General features: G+C 73.2%; 15 protein-coding genes. 4 read left to right on the forward strand and 11 right to left on the reverse strand.

The features are described from left to right. Window position 1: 1 nt before the first annotated feature. Entirely contained in the window at window positions 2–1,330 is a 1,329-nt protein-coding gene (gene glsA / locus LH044_RS18205; RefSeq protein ID WP_227757012.1) for a glutaminase A, read from the reverse strand. 126 nt (window positions 1,331–1,456) lie between these two features. Between glsA and LH044_RS18210 the strand changes: the two genes are divergently transcribed. Both LH044_RS18210 and LH044_RS18215 read left to right on the forward strand, forming a co-directional pair. Next, entirely contained in the window at window positions 1,457–2,293 is an 837-nt protein-coding gene (locus LH044_RS18210) for a MurR/RpiR family transcriptional regulator (RefSeq protein ID WP_227757013.1), read from the forward strand. 78 nt (window positions 2,294–2,371) lie between these two features. Further along, window positions 2,372–3,340, forward strand: a complete 969-nt coding sequence (locus tag LH044_RS18215) for a TauD/TfdA family dioxygenase (protein ID WP_227757014.1) — start codon at window positions 2,372–2,374, stop codon at window positions 3,338–3,340. Between the two features lie 15 nt (window positions 3,341–3,355). Here LH044_RS18215 and LH044_RS18220 read toward each other — a convergent pair whose 3' ends face one another. The 8 genes from LH044_RS18220 to mbhE all read right to left on the reverse strand — a co-directional run bounded on the left by LH044_RS18220 (window position 3,356) and on the right by mbhE (window position 10,867). Continuing rightward, on the reverse strand, window positions 3,356–4,819 hold the full coding sequence (locus tag LH044_RS18220) for an extracellular solute-binding protein (RefSeq protein ID WP_227760126.1): 1,464 nt from the start codon (window positions 4,817–4,819) through the stop codon (window positions 3,356–3,358). Between the two features lie 88 nt (window positions 4,820–4,907). Next, on the reverse strand, window positions 4,908–5,210 hold the full coding sequence (mnhG, locus tag LH044_RS18225; RefSeq protein WP_227757015.1) for a monovalent cation/H(+) antiporter subunit G: 303 nt from the start codon (window positions 5,208–5,210) through the stop codon (window positions 4,908–4,910). Beyond that, entirely contained in the window at window positions 5,207–5,518 is a 312-nt protein-coding gene (locus LH044_RS18230) for an MrpF/PhaF family protein (RefSeq protein WP_227757016.1), read from the reverse strand. The genes mnhG and LH044_RS18230 overlap by 4 nt, the downstream gene beginning before the upstream one ends. Further along, window positions 5,515–6,090, reverse strand: a complete 576-nt coding sequence (locus LH044_RS18235) for a Na+/H+ antiporter subunit E (protein ID WP_227757017.1) — start codon at window positions 6,088–6,090, stop codon at window positions 5,515–5,517. Before LH044_RS18235 ends, LH044_RS18230 begins: the two co-directional genes overlap by 4 nt. A 41-nt stretch (window positions 6,091–6,131) precedes the next feature. Then, on the reverse strand, window positions 6,132–7,652 hold the full coding sequence (locus LH044_RS18240) for a Na+/H+ antiporter subunit D (protein WP_227757018.1): 1,521 nt from the start codon (window positions 7,650–7,652) through the stop codon (window positions 6,132–6,134). Beyond that, on the reverse strand, window positions 7,649–8,056 hold the full coding sequence (locus LH044_RS18245; protein WP_227757019.1) for a sodium:proton antiporter: 408 nt from the start codon (window positions 8,054–8,056) through the stop codon (window positions 7,649–7,651). The genes LH044_RS18240 and LH044_RS18245 overlap by 4 nt, the downstream gene beginning before the upstream one ends. A 10-nt stretch (window positions 8,057–8,066) precedes the next feature. Continuing rightward, complete coding sequence (locus LH044_RS18250) at window positions 8,067–8,501, reverse strand: MnhB domain-containing protein (RefSeq protein WP_227757020.1); 435 nt, start codon at window positions 8,499–8,501, stop codon at window positions 8,067–8,069. After that, the gene (gene mbhE, locus LH044_RS18255) at window positions 8,498–10,867 is read right to left on the reverse strand and encodes a hydrogen gas-evolving membrane-bound hydrogenase subunit E (RefSeq protein WP_227757021.1); all 2,370 of its coding nucleotides are present in this window, start codon (window positions 10,865–10,867) and stop codon (window positions 8,498–8,500) included. Before mbhE ends, LH044_RS18250 begins: the two co-directional genes overlap by 4 nt. Before the next feature lie 181 nt (window positions 10,868–11,048). On the opposite strand from mbhE, the gene LH044_RS18260 reads away from it, so the two are divergent. Continuing rightward, a complete protein-coding gene (locus tag LH044_RS18260) occupies window positions 11,049–12,584 on the forward strand; it encodes a hypothetical protein (RefSeq protein WP_227757022.1) in 1,536 nt (511 codons plus the stop codon). Between the two features lie 95 nt (window positions 12,585–12,679). Here the strand turns inward: LH044_RS18260 and LH044_RS18265 are convergent, their stop codons facing one another. Then, window positions 12,680–13,762: a phosphotransferase family protein gene (locus tag LH044_RS18265; protein ID WP_227757023.1), complete on the reverse strand. Its 1,083-nt coding sequence runs from the start codon at window positions 13,760–13,762 to the stop codon at window positions 12,680–12,682. Window positions 13,763–13,869: 107 nt separating this feature from the next. Beyond that, window positions 13,870–15,300 (reverse strand): multicopper oxidase domain-containing protein, encoded by a 1,431-nt coding sequence (locus LH044_RS18270; RefSeq protein ID WP_227757024.1) that lies wholly within the window; start codon window positions 15,298–15,300, stop codon window positions 13,870–13,872. Window positions 15,301–15,466: 166 nt separating this feature from the next. On the opposite strand from LH044_RS18270, the gene LH044_RS18275 reads away from it, so the two are divergent. Next, a complete protein-coding gene (locus LH044_RS18275) occupies window positions 15,467–16,510 on the forward strand; it encodes a PAS domain-containing sensor histidine kinase (protein ID WP_227757025.1) in 1,044 nt (347 codons plus the stop codon). The last annotated feature ends 13 nt before the right edge of the window (window positions 16,511–16,523 follow it).

The raw sequence follows: 16,523 nt of genomic DNA on the forward strand, positions 1-16,523 counted from the left end.
ATCAGCCGCCGTCGGTGCGGTCCACGATCTGCAGCTCGACGTCGAAGGTTCGCAACCGGTCGACCGCCTGCAGCAGGAACTGCTCGACGGCGGAGCGCACGAGCGTCACGTTCGTGACATCGAGCGTCACCGTGCCGCCTCGGCCCTCGGTGCCGACGGCGAAGCCGACGAGCTCGTGCGCGATCTCCTCCATGGCGATGAAGTCGAGCTCGCCGCGCAGCGTCAGCCGGAGCTCGCCGTCGCCGCCGTCGCGACCGGCGATCGCGGAGCGCGGCACCCGGTGGTGGTTGAGCAGGTGGAGCCCGAAGGTGCCCGACAGGTCCTGCAGCGCGGCGATCCCTCGCACGCTGTTGCCCCGGCTGTCGAGCCTCGGGCTGAAGGTGCCGATGCCGAACTCGGCGGGCTGGACGGCGACGATCCCGCCCCCGACGCCGCTCTTGGCCGGCAGGCCGACCCGGACCATCCACTCGCCGGAGTCGTCGTACATCCCGCACGTGGCCATCACCGACAGCACGGTCATCGCCGTCGACTCGTGGATCACGGTCTCCCCCGTGACCGGGTTGATGCCGGAGTTGGCGAGCGTGGCGCCCATGACCGCCAGGTCCCTGGCGGTGACGACGAGCGAGCACTGCCGGAAGTACGTGTCGACGGCCTCGGTGACCGGCGCGCCGAGCACGCCGGACGAGGCGGCGAGGTGGGCGAGCGCCCGATTGCGGTCGCCGGTCGCGGACTCCGACGCGTAGACGGCGTCGTCCAGCTCGAGCTCGCGCCCGGCGAACGCCGACAGCCGCTCGCGGATGCGGGCGAACCGCTCGGCGGGGCCGTCGGCGGCGACCAGCGACGTCGACACGATGGCACCGGCGTTGATCAGCGGGTTCGACGGCCGGCCCGACGCCTCGTCGAGGCTGATCGCGTTGAACGGCTCCCCGCTCGGCTCGAAGTCGATGTGCTCGGCGACCCGGTCGAGGCCCAGGTCCTCGAGCGCGAGGGCGTAGACGAACGGCTTGGAGACCGACTGGATCGTGAACGGGGTCGAGCAGTCACCGGCGGTGTACACCCGCCCGTGCACGCTCGCGAGCGCGACGCCGTACCGGTCCGGGTCCACCTTGGCGAGCTCGGGGATGTAGTCGGCGACGGCGCCCTCGGTGCGGTCCTCGTGCCGGGCCAGCACCTGCCCGAGCGCGGTGATCACCATGTTCGTCGCCGGCGACGCCTCGCCCTCGGTGAGCAGCTCGTAGGTCAGGAGCTCCGAGGGGGCGTCCTCGTCCGCGCCGCCGGGACCGGGGGCGAGGGAGGCGGGCGGAGCGTCGTCGGGAGCCGTCTCGTGCACCCGGTCAGTCTGCCCGGCGGGACCGCCCGTCCGGCGCAGCGGCATCGGCCCGTGGCCGGCTCCGGGCGCGGGCCGCGCCGTGGGTCATCATGGGGCGTGGTTCAGGAGCGCACGGGTGGCGGGAGCGTGTCGGAACGGCTCGCGTCCGCCGGGGCATCGATCTCGCCCGCCGAGCGCAAGGTGGCGGAGGTCGTGGCGGCCGACCGCGAGCTGGTCGCCTTCGGGACCGTGGCCGAGGTCGCGGCCCGGGCCGGGGCCAGCGGCGCCTCGGTCGTGCGGCTGGCCGACCGGCTTGGCTACGCAGGCTTCCGCGGCCTGCAGGACGCGGTCCGGGCCGAGATCAGCGGCCGGCTGCGCCCGGCGACCGAGAAGATCCGCCGACCGGCGCCCGGCGACCTGGTCGGCGCCCTGGCCGAGGCGGCGGAGGCGTCGATCCGCGGCACGTTCGCGTCGCTGGCCCGCGACGACGTCGACCGCGCGGTGTCCCTCCTCTCCCAGCGCCGTCGCCGGGTCCTGGTCCTGAGCGGCGACGCCGGCTCGGGTGTCGGCCGCCAGGCCGTCACGCACCTGTCGATGGTGCGCGACGGCGTCGAGGAGCTCGGCGGCAGCGCCGTCGCCGTCGGCCGGCTCCTGTCGAGGACCGCCGAGGGCGACGTGCTGCTCTGCATCGACCTGCCCCGCCACGACCGTTGGGTCCTCGACGCGGTCGGGGCCGCCCGGGCTCGGGGCGTGCTGGTCCTGGCCGTCACCGACTCGCCGCTCTCGCCGCTCGCCACCGACGCCGAGGTCGTCGTGGCGGTCGAGTCCCACGACGTCGGTCCGTTCGACAGCTACGTCGCGGTGCTGGCGGTGGTGGAGGTCCTCGTGGCCGGGGTGGCGCACCGCCTGCGCAGCTCCGCAGCCGAGCACCTCGACGTGCTCGAGGCGGTGTGGGAGGAGACCGGGGCGATCGATCCCGAGTGACGTCGCCGGCGCCGCGGCCCTGGTGCGGTCGGGGTCGGAGGGCTGCAACAGGTGAGCCAGGCGCGGTATCATCCTGAAATGGTCGTGTCAGTCTCGTGGGAGCCAGGGTGCGCCCTGCCGCAGCCGCCCGACGCCGAGGTCGGCGCCGAGCGGTTCGTCGGCGCCGCCGGTCGCGCGGGTCGGTCGCTGCCGCCCGCGGTCTTCGACGCCCTCGTCGCGCTGCAGGACGCCCCGCCGCGCGACGGTGCGCTGCTCGTCCGGGGCGTGCCCGTCGGCGACCTGCCGGCGACGCCCGCGCACCCGGCCGACCCGGTCGACAAGGACCGGACCAGCGAGCTGGCGCTCCTGGCCGTCGCCCGGCGGCTCGGCCAGCCCGTGGGCTACCTGCCCGAGCACGGCGGGGACCTCGTCCAGAACCTGGTCCCGACGGTCGCCGGTGCCGACCGCCAGGTCTCCACCTCGTCGCGCGTCGACCTGGCGTTCCACACCGAGACCGCCTTCCACCCCCACGCGCCCCGCTACCTGGTCCTGCTGTGCCTGCGGGGCCACCCCGACGCCCGCACCACGCTGTGCTCGGTCCACGACGTCATCGACGCGCTCGACGCCGACACGGTGGCCGTGCTCCGCCAGGCCCGGTTCGTGTGCGGTGTCGACGAGTCGTTCCTGAGCGGCCCCCGACCGTCGGGAGCGGACGACGGCGCCGTGCTGGTGGCGACCTCCGAGCACGGCCCGCGCGCCGTCATCGGGGGCACCGAGGCCCGCCCCACGTTCTGGTACGACGCCGAGCTGATGCGCGGCAACGACCCCGCTGCGCAGGCCGCGCTCGACCAGCTGGGCCGGGCGGTGGCCGAGCGGCTCGTGTCGGTGGTGCTCGAGGCCGGCGACTGCCTCGTGGTGGACAACACGGTCGCCGTCCACGGTCGCTCGTCCTACGCGGCGCGCTTCGACGGCACGGACCGCTGGCTGCAGCGGGCCTTCGTGGTCGCGGACCTGGCCCCGTCGGCGCCCGACCGGGACGGGCGCATCATCCTGACGCGATTCGACTGACCGCCGACGGTCGGCTCAGCCGCCGACCTCGGACCGGTAGCTCCGGAGGAGCTCGGTGATGGCGTCGGAGCTCTCGGTCAGGGTGGCCCCGACCGGGGCGCCGTCCGCGACCTTCGTGAGCAGGCCGATCAGCTCGTCGCGGTACTCGTTGTACGGGCCGACGAGGGGACCGGGGAAGTCGGGGTCGAGGTCCGTCATGCCCTCGGCCACCGTGGCCGTCCAGCGGCCGGCCCTCGTCGAGTCGAACGCCGCCTGCACCTCGGGCGAGTCGATCACCGACTGGCTGGACGGGAGGTAGGAGCCCTCGAGCACCCAGCGCTGCTGCTGGGGGAGGGCGTTGAAGTACTTCATGAAGTCCCAGGCCGCCGCGACCTCGGCGTCGGACGTGTCCACGACGTAGCCGGCGCTGCCCGACACGCCCGACTGGCCGGCCTCCTCGAGGCCGGGGAAGAGCCCGGCGTCGATGTCGAGCTTCTGCAGGGTCTCGGTGCTCGGGGCCCCGTCGATGTCGATCCCGCCGTCCTGGCCGTCCATCACCGCGGCGACCGTGGTGATCGATCGCTGGCCACTGATGATGAAGCTGGCGTTGCCCTGGCTGAAGGCCAGGAAGTCGTCGATGCTGTCGCCGTACGGGATCGTCTGGAGCAGGCCGTCGGCGACCATCCCCTGGATCCAGTCCAGGACCGCCGTCGAGCGGTCGTTGTCGAGCTCCGACGCGCCCGCCAGCGCGGAGCGGCCGTTGTCCTCGTCGACGATCAGCTGCTTCGAGCCGGTCAGGAGCGTCTCGAGCACCCACGGATCGAGCTTCATGACGAGCGGCGCCGTCACCCCGGGCAGGTTGGCCGCCTTGATCTTCTCCGCCATCGTCCGCAGCTCGTCGAGCGTCTGCGGGAAGACGTCCGGCTCGAGGCCCGCCGCCTTCAGCTCGGCGTTGTTCGCGTACATCATGAGCGTCGAGACGCTGAACGCCGCCGGCCACAGCGTGTCGCCCACGGTGTAGGCGGAGGTGACCGCCGGCAGCAGGCCGTCCAGGTACTCGGCGCCCTCGGCGTCCGATCCCCGGCACGACGTCGCCGGCACCACGACGCCAGAGTCGCTCATGAACTGCAGGTTGGTGTCCTCGGTGAAGACGAGGTCGGGCAGCGTGTCGGGGTTGCCGATCGAGTCGCTGAACTTCTTCTGGAGCTCGATGGTGTTGCCCTGCGACTCGACGTCCACGTGCACCTTCGTCTGCGAGGCGTTGTAGGCCTCGACGATCGACTCCAGGGTGGTCTTGGTGAGCGTGTTGTACGGGTGCCAGAGGGTGATCTCGGTCGTGCCGTCGGCCAGGTCGGTCGGGCACGGGGCCCCGGCGGCGGGCTGGTCGCCCTCGGAGCCGGACGCGCCGTCGTCGCCGCCGCAGGCCGCGGCCACGAGGGCGGACGCGAGCACGAGGGCGAGCAGCATCACGAGCTGACGGGACCGGGGGCGACGGATCACGTCCAAGGCTGAGATCCTACCGGGGGCATCGAACGGGGCGGCGCACCGTGCCCCACGTCGAGGGTGCCGCGGGCCCGGCCGGGCGGCGTCAGGCCTCGTCGGCCACGGCCTCCTGGTCGCCGACGAGGAAGGTCGACCGGCTGATCAGGGACGCCGAGATCGGGGAGGTCGCGAGCTGCAGGGCCGCGGCCAGGAGCAGCGACGTCCAGTCGTTCGTCCGGTGCGAGGCGATCGCGGCGCCCACCAGCACCAGCACCACCCCGAGCGTCGACGCCTTCGTCAGGGCGTGCAGCCGGCCGAGCGCGGGGCGGAACCGCAGGACGCCGATGCCGGCCACCAGGATCAGCAGCGATCCCACCAGCAGCACGACCTCGGACGCCGCGGTCCTCACGTCGCCGCCCCTCCGTCGGCGGTGTCGTCCTCGACGACGTCGCCGGGCACGTCGCCGTCGTCGACCCGGGCCTCGATGAAGCGCGCCGACGCGGCCGTGCCGACGAACCCGACCAGCGTCACGACGACCAGCACGGGCAGGAACGAGCCGTTGCCCGTGACGACCGAGCGGATGGCGACGGTGGACACGCCGACGAGCACCAGACCGTCGAGCCCGATCACCCGGTCCGACAGCGTGGGGCCGAGCACCAGCCGGGCGGCGAAGCACACCGCGGCGATCCCGAGCGCGACGAGCGCGATCGTCGTCATGGCAGGGCCTCCCGCTCCCGGGGGTCCTCTGGGCCGTCGCAGATGCCGCAGTCCTCGGGCACCGGCCGGAGCGCGGCGAGCTGCTCCCGGGTCCCGACCGCGCGGACGCAGCGGACCTCGAGCCCGGCGATCGTCCGGGCGAACCGCTCCGGATCGCCCGTCGCCAGGCAGTGGACCTGCACGGTCGGCCGGCCGTCGTCGTGGTGGGCGGCGCGCACGACCATCGATCCCGGGGTGAGCGCCGTCATGTTGATGACCATCGTGATCAGCGCCGGGTCGTCGAACTGCAGGTCGACCCACACCACCGCCGAGCGGACCTTCGACGACGGCGCCAGCGCCGCGACCACGAGCCAGGCCGTCGACACGACCACGTCGACGGCGAACCGGCCGACCAGCACCGCGACCGGCCAGGGCCGCAGCCGGCGCACCGGCCACAGCGGCAGCTGGCTCGGGTAGATGACGAACAGGGCGACGGCGACCGCGACCCCGCTCAGCAGGTTCGCCGGCGACGCCGAGCCCCACAGCAGCACCCACACCGCCACGAGGATGAGGCACACCGTGAACTTGCTCATCGGCCGGGAGGCGGGCGACGCCGTCCCCCGCTGGTGGGCGGTCACCGTCCCGCCGCCTGGGCGGGGACGTCGTCGCCGAGCACGGCCCGCACGTAGCCGGCCGGGTGCAGGAGGTCCGTCGCCGCCCGCTCGCTGAGGTCGTAGAGCGGCCCGGCCCACAGGGCGACCGCGAGGCTGATCGCGGCGAGGGCCGCGGTGGGGAGGACCATCAGCGCCGGTCCGCCGAGGCGCCCGACGGCGTGCGGCGTGCCCTCGGGCTCGCCCTCGGCCGGGCTCCAGAAGGCGCCCGCCCAGATCTTGGTCATCGAGAACAGCGTGAGCAGGCTGACGGCCACGGCGGCGGCCACGAGCCACCACCTCGACTGCTCGCTGCCGGCCGCCAGCAGCCCGAACTTCGCGACGAAGCCCGACAGCGGCGGGATGCCGGCCAGGCTGAGCGCCGGGACCAGGAACAGCACCGCCACGACCGGCGCGGACCGGGCGAGCTGGCCGACCCGTGACAGCCGGCCGGACCCGCCCACGTGCTCGATCAGGCCGCCGGTGAGGAACAGGGTCGTCTTCACCACGATGTGGTGGACGATGTAGAAGATCGCGGCCGCCAGCCCGGCCAGCGTGAACAGGCCGAGCCCCATCACCATGTAGCCGATCTGGCTCACGATGTGGAACGACAGGATCCGCTTCACGTCCGCCTGCGCGATCGCACCGAGGACGCCGACCACCATCGTGAGCCCGGCGATCCACAGGATCAGCGTCTGCGGGCGCGACTCGGGCGGGAACAGCAGCGTCTGGGTGCGGATGATGGCGTAGACGCCGACCTTGGTCAGGAGGCCGGCGAAGATCGCCGTCACCGCCGAGGGCGCCGTCGGGTACGCGTCGGGCAGCCAGAAGAACAGCGGGAACAGCCCGGCCTTGATGCCGAAGATCATCAGGAGGAAGAGCGCGAAGGCGCTCCGCACGGTCGGCGACAGCTCGGCCATCCGCAGCGAGAGGTCGGCCATGTTCACCGTGCCGGTCGCGGAGTAGATGAGCGCGAGCGCGCTCAGCAGCAGCGCGGAGGCCAGCAGGCTGATCACCACGTAGGTCATGCCGGCCCGCACCTGGTCGCGGCGGGCGCCCAAGGTGATCAGCACGTAGCTCGCCGTCAGCATCATCTCGAACGCGACGAACAGCGTGAACAGGTCGCCGGTGAGGAACGACGCCGACACGCCGGCGGCGAGGATCAGGTACACGGACTGGAAGCCGACGTGGTTGCGCTCGGCGCCCGGCTGGCCGATCGCGTAGACGAGGACCGCGAGGAGCATCACGGACGCGATCGCCAGCATGATCGAGCTCAGGCGGTCGGCCACCAGCGTGATGCCGAGGGGGGCGGGCCAGCCGCCGGCCTGGATCGCCGTCGTGCCGTCGGCGTCGATCCGCACGACCAGCACGATCGTGAGCGCCGTCACCACCGTGAGCACGCTCACCGAGATCACACGCTGTGCCGTCTTGGACCGGCCGACGACGATGCACGCGCCGGCCCCGAGCAGGGGCAGGAGGATCGGGAGCGCGATCAGCGCGGTCACGCCCAGTCCTCCGCGGGCACGTCCTCGCTCTCGGCGTCCGCGACCTCGGCGTCCGCGAAGCCTTCCGTGCCGATGAGCCGGTCGGTGACGTCGTCCTCGACCTCGTCGTCGGACGTGAGGATCCAGCTCCGGTAGGCGAGGGCGAGGAGGAACGCGGTCACGCCGAACGAGATCACGATCGCGGTGAGCGCCATGGCCTGCGGGAGCGGGTCCGAGAACCTGGTCGCGTCCCCCGAGCCGACCAGCGGCGGGTCGCCGCGGCGTCCCGCCATGATGAACAGGACGTTGGCGCCGTGGGTGAGCAGGCTGACGCCGATGATGATCCGGCTGAGCTTGCGCTGGATCACCAGGTAGGTGCCGATCGAGAAGAGCAGGCCGGCGGTCGCGGCCAGGAGGAGGTTCACGTCGCGCCCCTCACCGCTCGGACCCGAACCGGTCGCCGAACGCCTCGAACACCATCAGGACCAGGCCGACGACGCACAGGTACACGCCGATGTCGAACACGAGCGCGGACGAGATCGAGACCGTGCCCAGGACGGGGATGTCGTAGGGCTGGTACGCCGCGGCCAGAACGGCCCTGCCGAGCAGGACGGGCACGAGCGCGGTCGACACCGCCACGATCACGCCGGCGCCGAGGATGGTCCACGGCCGCCACCGGCTGATGCGTCGCACCTCCTCGATGCCCCCTGCGATGTAGCGGAGCGAGATCGCCGCGCCGGCCACCAGGCCGCCGACGAACCCGCCGCCGGGCTGGTTGTGCCCGGCGAACAGCAGGTAGATCGAGCCGACCATGATCACCCGGAACAGGAGGGGGACGGTCTCGTCGAGCGTGGCGAGCCGGCGGATCACGACGCGACCTCCTCGGCCGTCGGGATGTCGTCCTGGGCGTGGTCGGGGACCGTGCCCCGGGGCGGCCGCCCCGGGCGTCGCACCGCCCGGGCGAGCGCCACGGCGCCGATCGAGGCTGCGGTCAGGACGGTGAGCTCGCCCACGGTGTCGAAGCCGCGGAAGTCGACCAGGATCACGTTGACGACGTTGCGGCCGTGGCCGTCGGGGAGGGCCTTCTCCACCATCTCGGTCGACGTCGTGGTCGGGAACCGGTCGCTGCCCGCGGCCAGGGCGAAGAGGAACACGACCGCGCCGACCGCGACCGACACCGCGACGCGGAAGGCCTGGCCGATCCAGGTCGACCGCTGCTCGAAGTGGTCGGGAAGGCTGCGCAGCACCAGCACGAAGAGGACGGTGAAGAGCGACTCGACCGCGACCGTGGTCAGGGCCAGGTCCGGGGCGCCCTGGATCACGAACAGCCCGGCCATCGCGTAGCCCACGCCGGCCAGGAGCAGGGCGGCGGCGTAGCGGCGGTGGATGCTGGCGGCGCGGACGGCGGCGGCGAGCTGGATCGTCACCACGAGCCCGGTGCCGATCATCAGCGCGCTCGGCGCCTCCTCCCGGCCGAACCAGTCGGCGTCCATGCCGAGCACGAGCGCCGAGGCGGGCACCAGCGTGCTCACCGCGAGGACCACGCCCGCGTAGACCGGGAGCGAACCGTTCTGCACCACGCCGGTGACCTTGTCGGCCACCGTGTTCACCGCTCGCAGGGTCCACCGGTACGCGTCGCCCGCGGACGGGATCCGGTGGCCGACGGCGAGCACGGCGCCGACGCGGTCGCGGGCGAGGAAGACGGCGCAGCCCGCCACGATCGTGAGCGCCGACAGGGCGAGCGCGGCGTTGAACCCGTGCCAGAGCGCGAGGTGGACCGCCGGCGCGGAGCCGTCGAGCGCCTGCACCGCCGTGGTCACCGGCGTGTCGAGCACCATCGGGAGCAGGCCCAGCCCGACGGTCAGGGCCACGAGCACCAGCGGGGGGACGAGGAACAGGGTGGCGGGGCGCTCGTCGGCGGGCACGGGCGCCACGTCGCGACCGCCGGCGAGCAGCGAGCCGAACGCCATCCGGGCGCTGTAGGCGAACGTGAGCACCGACGCCCCGACGACCACGACGGCCACGAGCGCGCCCCACCTGAGGCCCGACCCCAGCACGGCGGTGTAGGCCGACTCCTTCGAGATGAACCCGAGGAGCGGCGGCAGGCCCGCCATCGACGCGGCGCCGACGAGCACGACCGCCGCGACGGCCGGCCACCGGCCGGCGATCAGCGGGAGCCGTTGGATGTCGCGCGTGCCGGTCGTCCGGTCGACGATGCCCACGCCCATGAACAGCGTCGCCTTGAACGCGGCGTGGGCGAGCAGGAGCACGCACCCCGCGGTGATCGCCTCGGGCGTGCCGATGCCGAAGAGCACGAACATGAACCCCAGCTGGCTGATCGTGCCGTGGGCGAGCAGCAGCTTGAGGTCGTGCTGGCGCAGCGCCCGGAGGCCGCCGAAGCACATCGTGGCCGCGCCGATCGTGATGACGGCGGGGCGCCACATCGCCTCGGCCGCGAAGGCGGGGGTGAAGCGGGCCACGAGGTACACGCCCGCCTTCACCATCGTCGCCGAGTGCAGGTAGGCGCTGACCGGGGTCGGGGCGACCATCGCGCCGGGCAGCCAGGAGTGGAACGGGTACTGCGCCGACTTCGTGGCCGCGCCGAGCAGGACGAGCACGAGCGCCGGGACCACGGTGGCGCCCGTGGGCGGGTCGGCCAGCAGTCCCGACAGGCTCGCGGTGCCGGCGGCCTGGGCGAGCAGGATGAACCCGACGAGCATGGCGAGCGCGCCCAGGCCGGTGGTGAGCAGGGCCTGGAGCGCGGCGGCGCGCGCGGTCGCCGACTGCGACCGGTTGCCGATGAGGAAGTACGAGCTGACCGAGGTGAGCTCCCAGAACCCGTAGAGCACGAAGAGGTTGTCCGCGACGACGAGCCCGAACATGGCGCCGGCGAAGAGCGTGAGCAGGCCGATCAACCGGCCGAGGCCGGGCTGGACGGGCGGGAAGTACGAGCCCGCGTACAGCAGCACCAGCGTCCCGATGCCGGCGACCAGCAGCACGAAGAGGGCGCCGAACCCGTCGAGCCGGAGGTCGATGTCGAGCCCGAGCTGCGGGACCCAGGTGACGGACTGCGTGACCACCTCGCCGTCGAAGAGCGCGGGCGAGAGGACCAGGAGCCAGCTGAGCGTGGCGACGAACGGCACCGCCGCGAACCAGAGCGCACGCCGGCCCAGGCGCTCGCCGACGGTGATGATCCCGCCGCCGACCACGGCGTGCAGGAGCACGAGGGCGATCACGGATGACGACCCGGAGCGGGATGCGTGCGGCCGGACCGGTCCCGGTGGCGGACCGAGACGTCCTCGTGAGCCGGGGGCATCTGGGCGGGCAGTCTAGTTGGGCCCGGTGCGGCGGTTCCCTCGGGACCCGGGTGAACGGCCCGTTGGGGACCGGTCGGGGCGCGCTGCCAGACTGACCGCCGTGCCCGACCGCCCCGACACCCCCGCACCGAACGCGCCCGCCGCCGACGCGCCTGCCGCCGACGCGCCTGCACCGGACGCGATCGTCGCGACGCCGGCGATCGTCGGCGCGGCCCAGACGATCGATCGGCCCGACGAGCGCGACCTGGCGCAGGCGCCGGGCCCGATCGAGCTGATGGTCGACGCGGCCCGCGCCGCGGCCGAGGACGCGGGCGCGCCGTCGCTGCTCGACCGCGTCGGCTGGATCGGCGTGACCGGTGGGTTCTTCCCGCACCGCAACCCGGGCGCGGTCGTGGCCGAGCACCTCGGGCTCGCCGGCGTCGGCACGGCGCTCACCGAGATCTCCGGCACCGCACCCCAGGACCTCGTCGGACTCGCCTGCCAGCGGATCGCCGCCGGCGAGCTCGACGTCGCGCTCGTGCTGGGCGGCGAGGCCCGGTGGAGCGCGCAGCGGCTCAAGCGCCAGGGGATCGAGCCGGGGTGGGACCTGTCGCCGGGGGAGGGCGAGCCCGAGGTCATCGGCGGGTTCGCCCCCGAGATGATCTCCGAGATGGCTGAGATGGGCTCGGCCGCCGCGTCCTACGCGCTGTTCGAGGACGCGCTCCGGGTCCGTGCCGGCCGGACGGTCGACGAGCAGCGGGACCACTGCGCCCGGCTGTGGGCCCGGTTCTCCGAGGTGGCCGAGACCAACCCCTTCGCGTGGGACCGGTCGCACCACCGCGTCGAGGACATCCGCGACGCATCCGACGCCAACCGGATGATCGCCTTCCCGTACCCGAAGGCGATGGTCGCCAACAACACCGTGAACATGGGCTCGGCGCTGCTGATCGCCTCCGAGGAGGCGGCCCGCGCGGCGGGCGTCGCCGACGACCGCCGCGCCTACCCGCTGGTCGTGACCTCGTCGCACGAGACGTGGGAGGTGCTCCGCCGCCACGACCTCGACGGCAGTCCGGCGCTCACGGCCGCCGGCGCCACCGCTCTCGAGCACGTCGGGCTGACGATCGACCGGATCGACCACGTCGATCTCTACGCGTGCTTCCCGGCGATCGTGCAGATGTCGTCGGCGGCGCTCGGGCTCCCCGAGGACCGGCAGCTCACCGTGACCGGCGGGCTCGGCTTCGCCGGCGCCGCCATCAGCAACGCGGTCGGCCAGTCGATCGCGGCGATGGTGCCGCTCGTCCGCGAGGGCGGGCTCGGGCTGGTGCACGGCAACGGGGGGAGCGCGACCAAGCACAGCTTCGCCGTCTACTCACCCGAGCCGCCGGCCGCCTTCGCCCGCATCGACTGCCAGGACCGGGTCGACCTCGGCGAGCGCGACGCGCTGCCGCGGGACCACGCCGGCGAGGTGCACGTCGACGCCGCGACAGTCCGCTTCGACCGCGAGGGCCCGACCGACGTGCTCGCCGCCGTGCGGGCCGAGGACGGGCGCATGGCGTGGGCGACGAGCGCCGATCCCGACCTCATCGACCGCGTGATGGTCGAGGGGCTCGCCGGCGCGACGGCGCGCCGCGCCGCCGACGGCACCTTCACGGTCTGACCGGCCCCGTCGGCCCCCTCGACTTCCCCCACCCATCGCTTTGGCGGAGGTTTCTGTCGTCTGACGACCGAAACCGCCGCCAGAGCGGGGGTGCGTCAGGCGTCGAGGAGCTCGGCGGCGTCGAGGTCGACGGCGTGCTGGGCGTGGCGCGACGCCATGGCCATGAACATCTGGTCGCCGCGGTCGGTGCGCTCGACGAGCATCGACGCGCCGACCGCCATCACGAGCCCGTTCCAGGTGCCGCGGCGGTAGGCGGTCCAGCAGTCCTCGCGGTCGACGTCGACGCCCGCGTCGACGAGTCCCCGCACGTAGTGGTCGAACAGCTCGGCCTCGTGCGCCCGCCGGTCGTGGGCCAGCAGCCCCGCGCCGACGAAGTACGCCGCGTCGGCGGGCCCCGGGCCGATCGTGCAGGTCTGCCAGTCGAGCACCGCGACCGACCCGTCGGTCGGGTGGAACAACAGGTTGTCGAGCCGGTAGTCGCCGTGCACGACGGTGACCGGCTCGCGGTCCTCGTAGAACGACGCCAACCGCCCGAAGACGACCTCGCCGGCGCTGCGGACCTGGTCGGACAGCTGCTCGTCGTAGCGCTCGAGGAACCCCGTCCAGAGCACCGGGAGCATCTGGATCATCATGTCCCGTGCCGGGCCGCGGTCGCCCTTGAGCCACTCCAGGTCGTGCAACGCCGGGTCGCCCCAGCGCGGTGCGTGGATGCCGACCAGCTCCGACAGGGCGGCCCGGGCCTGCTCCACCGTGCAGCCGACGAGCTGATCGCCCTGCGCGGCCGGTGCCATGTCCTCCATCAGCAGCACGAACGCGCCGGTCGTCGTGTCGATGTCGGCGTGGTGGACCGCAGGGGTGCGCACGTCCAGGCCGTCGACGAGCTCCTGGTAGAAGCGCACCTCCTTCTCGTACGCCCGCAGGCCGAGTCCGGCGGCCCGGCTGTTCGGATCGGTCGACGGCAGCTTGGCGATCAGGTCTCGGGTCGACCCGTCGGCCAGCGACAGGTGCAGCCGGTAGCTGTCGCACATCTGGCCGGTGCCGAGCGGCGACGCCTCGACGGCCACCACCGCACCGGCCTCGCCGCCGTCGGCGCCCGCCAGCACCGCCGTGCCGGCCAGGACGTCGGTCAGCCACGCCGGCGTCAGCGCGTCCACCGTCTCCACGATCGTGATCGTCACCCGGAACCCCCGTTCCCCCGCGACCGGGCCCCGGCGGGTCCGGACGGTGACAGCATGTCACTCCGGATCCGCCGGGGCCCTCGGGCGCCGATCCGTGCCGGTGGGCGCTACTGCACGACCACCGCCGTCACCATGCCGAACATGCCGTCCTCGCGCTCGGCGTGGTTGAGGATGTGGCAGTGGAACACCCACGTCCCCTTGGCCGACGCCTTGAACTGGACCGTGTAGCGCTGGCCGGGACCCACCAGGATCGTGTCGGCCCAGTAGGGCTGGTCCAGCGGGATGCCGTCGATGGCGGTCACCAGCTGCGGGAACTGGTGCAGGTGCATCGGGTGGGACTGGAAGCCCTCGTTGAAGTAGGTCATCGAGACCCAGTCGCCCTCGTTCACGACGATCGGCTCGGTGGCCGGGAACGACTTCCCGTTCAGCGAGAACCCGATGACGCCGGCGTCGTTGAGGACCATTGGGATGTCCTGCACCGGCGTGACGTCGGCGGGGATCTGCACGCCGCTCACCGTCCGGCCCCGGACGACCGGCGTGTCGCCCACCTGGATCTCGCCGAACATGCCGTTCGGGAGGCCCATCTGGCCGTGCAGGTGCGGGTGGTACATCCCGATCTCGGGCTTGGTGACCGTGAAGCGGTAGGTGAAGGTGTCGCCCGGCTCGATCGGGTCCTGGGTGATCGGGGCGACGCCGTCCTGGTCGAAGGGCACCGTGATGCCGTGCCAGTGGATGTCGGTGTTGACCGGGAGCTCGTTCTTGAGGACGAACTCGGCGGTGTCGCCGACGTCCAGCTTGATCCGGGGGGCCGGCACCATGCCGTTGTAGGTCCACGCCTTGACCGTCGTGCCCGGCTCGACCTCCCAGTCGACGATCTTCGCCGTCAGGTCGAAGCGCTTGGTGCCGTCGGGGAGGACCTCGGTCGGCTCGAGCGGCTGGTTGCCCGTGCCCTTCGTCGTGGCCGGGAACTCGGCGAAGCTCGCCAGCATGTCCTCGTCCATCTTCGTGTAGTCCATCTCGCCCGACGAGCCGTCCGTCGAGCCACCGGCGGTGCCCGACGGGTCGTCGGTGGCCCCGGCGGCCCCGGTCGAGGCGCCCGAGGTCGAGTGGTCCATGCCCTCCATGACCTGCAGCGTCGCCGTCATGCCCGACCCCTCGTGGCCGGCCACCGTGCAGACGACCGAGTAGTCGCCGGCGTCGACCGTGCCGAGGTCCAGCGTCACCGTCGTGCCGGGCGGGATCGCTCCGGTGGTCTTCCCGAGCTCCTCGATCGTGAGGTCGTGCTCCATGGTGCCGGCGTTGGTGACCTGCAGGGTCACGGGTCCCGGTGACGCCATGAGGTCGCCGGCGATCTTGAACTCGGAGAGCTCGACGGCGACCGTGCTGGCGGCACCACTGCCACCGGAGGCGCTGTCGCCGCCACCGGCGACGAGCACGATGCCGGCGATCATCGCCAGGCCGACGAGGTAGAGCGCGATCAGGAATCCGGTGGCCTTCGCCCAGGAGCGTTGCTCACCGGGAGCGGGGGTGGTCTGCATCCGTGGTCCTCTCGGGACGGTCTCTTGGAACTGCGCCCATCGTCCGCTCCGTGCGGGCCGACCCGACAGGGACCAAGGTCCCGAATCGCCGCGGACCCCTTCCGAGCGCCGTGTACGGTCCTGCGCGGTGGCACCGACGGAACCGCACGACGGGCGGCGCTGAGGCATGGGTGGCCGGTCGGCCCTGCTCGACGGGCACGGCGACGACGTCGACTGGTCGCTGTTCGACGCCGCCCCCGACGCGATCCTCGTCGTCGCGAGCAGCGGTGAGATCGCCTTCGTCAACGACCCGGCGACGGCCCTCTTCGCGTGCGGCCTCGACGAGCTGCTCGGCGCGCCGATCGAGTCCCTCGTGCCGGCCGAGGCCCGCAGCGCCCACGTCGGCCAGCGCGAGGGCTACGTGCGCCACCCCCGCACCCGCGCCATGGGGTCCGGGCTCCAGCTGTCGGCCGTCCGGCCCGACGGCTCCCGCTTCCCTGCGGAGATCAGCCTGAGCCCGCTCCGGCTCGACGGCCGGACCTACACGGTGGCGGCCGTCCGGGACGTGTCCGAGCGCGTCGAGGCCGAGCAGGCGTACCTGCGCAGCCAGGACGCCCTCCGCCAGGCCGAGATGCGCATGGCGGTGGCCGAGGATCGCGACCGGATCGCACGCGACCTGCACGACACCGTGATCCAGCGGCTGTTCGGCACCGGCCTCAGCCTCCAGGCCGCGGCGTCGCTCGCCGACGAGCCGCTCCGCGCCCGGCTCGAGACCGCGGTCGCGGACCTCGACGAGATGATCTTCGAGCTGCGGACCACGATCTTCTCGCTCCAGGGCAGCCGCACCCTCGCCGGCGGCCTGCGCGGCGAGCTGCTCGACGTCGCGACCGAGACCGGCGTGGCCACCGGGGTCGACGTGCGCGTCCAGTTCGACGGCCCGATCGAGTCCCTCGACGTCAGCGTCGCCGAGCAGCTGGTGCCGGTGCTGCGCGAGGCGCTGACCAACGTGGCCAAGCACGCCCGCGCCCGGCACGCCCGGGTGTCGGTGACCGTGGGCGACGAGGTCGTCCTGGCGGTCGCCGACGACGGCGTCGGCTCCACGGGCGAGGTGTTCGGCGGGTCGGGGCTGGCCAACCTCGCGGCGCGGGCCGAGGAGCTCGGGGGCTCCTCGACGCTCTCCCCGGGCGCCACCGGCGGCTCCCGCCTGGAGTGGCGCGTCCCCCGGTCCTGACCACCCTCGGGCT

The organism is Dermatobacter hominis (genome assembly GCF_020715685.1).
GTDB classification, from domain to species: Bacteria; Actinomycetota; Acidimicrobiia; order Acidimicrobiales; family Microtrichaceae; genus Dermatobacter; species Dermatobacter hominis.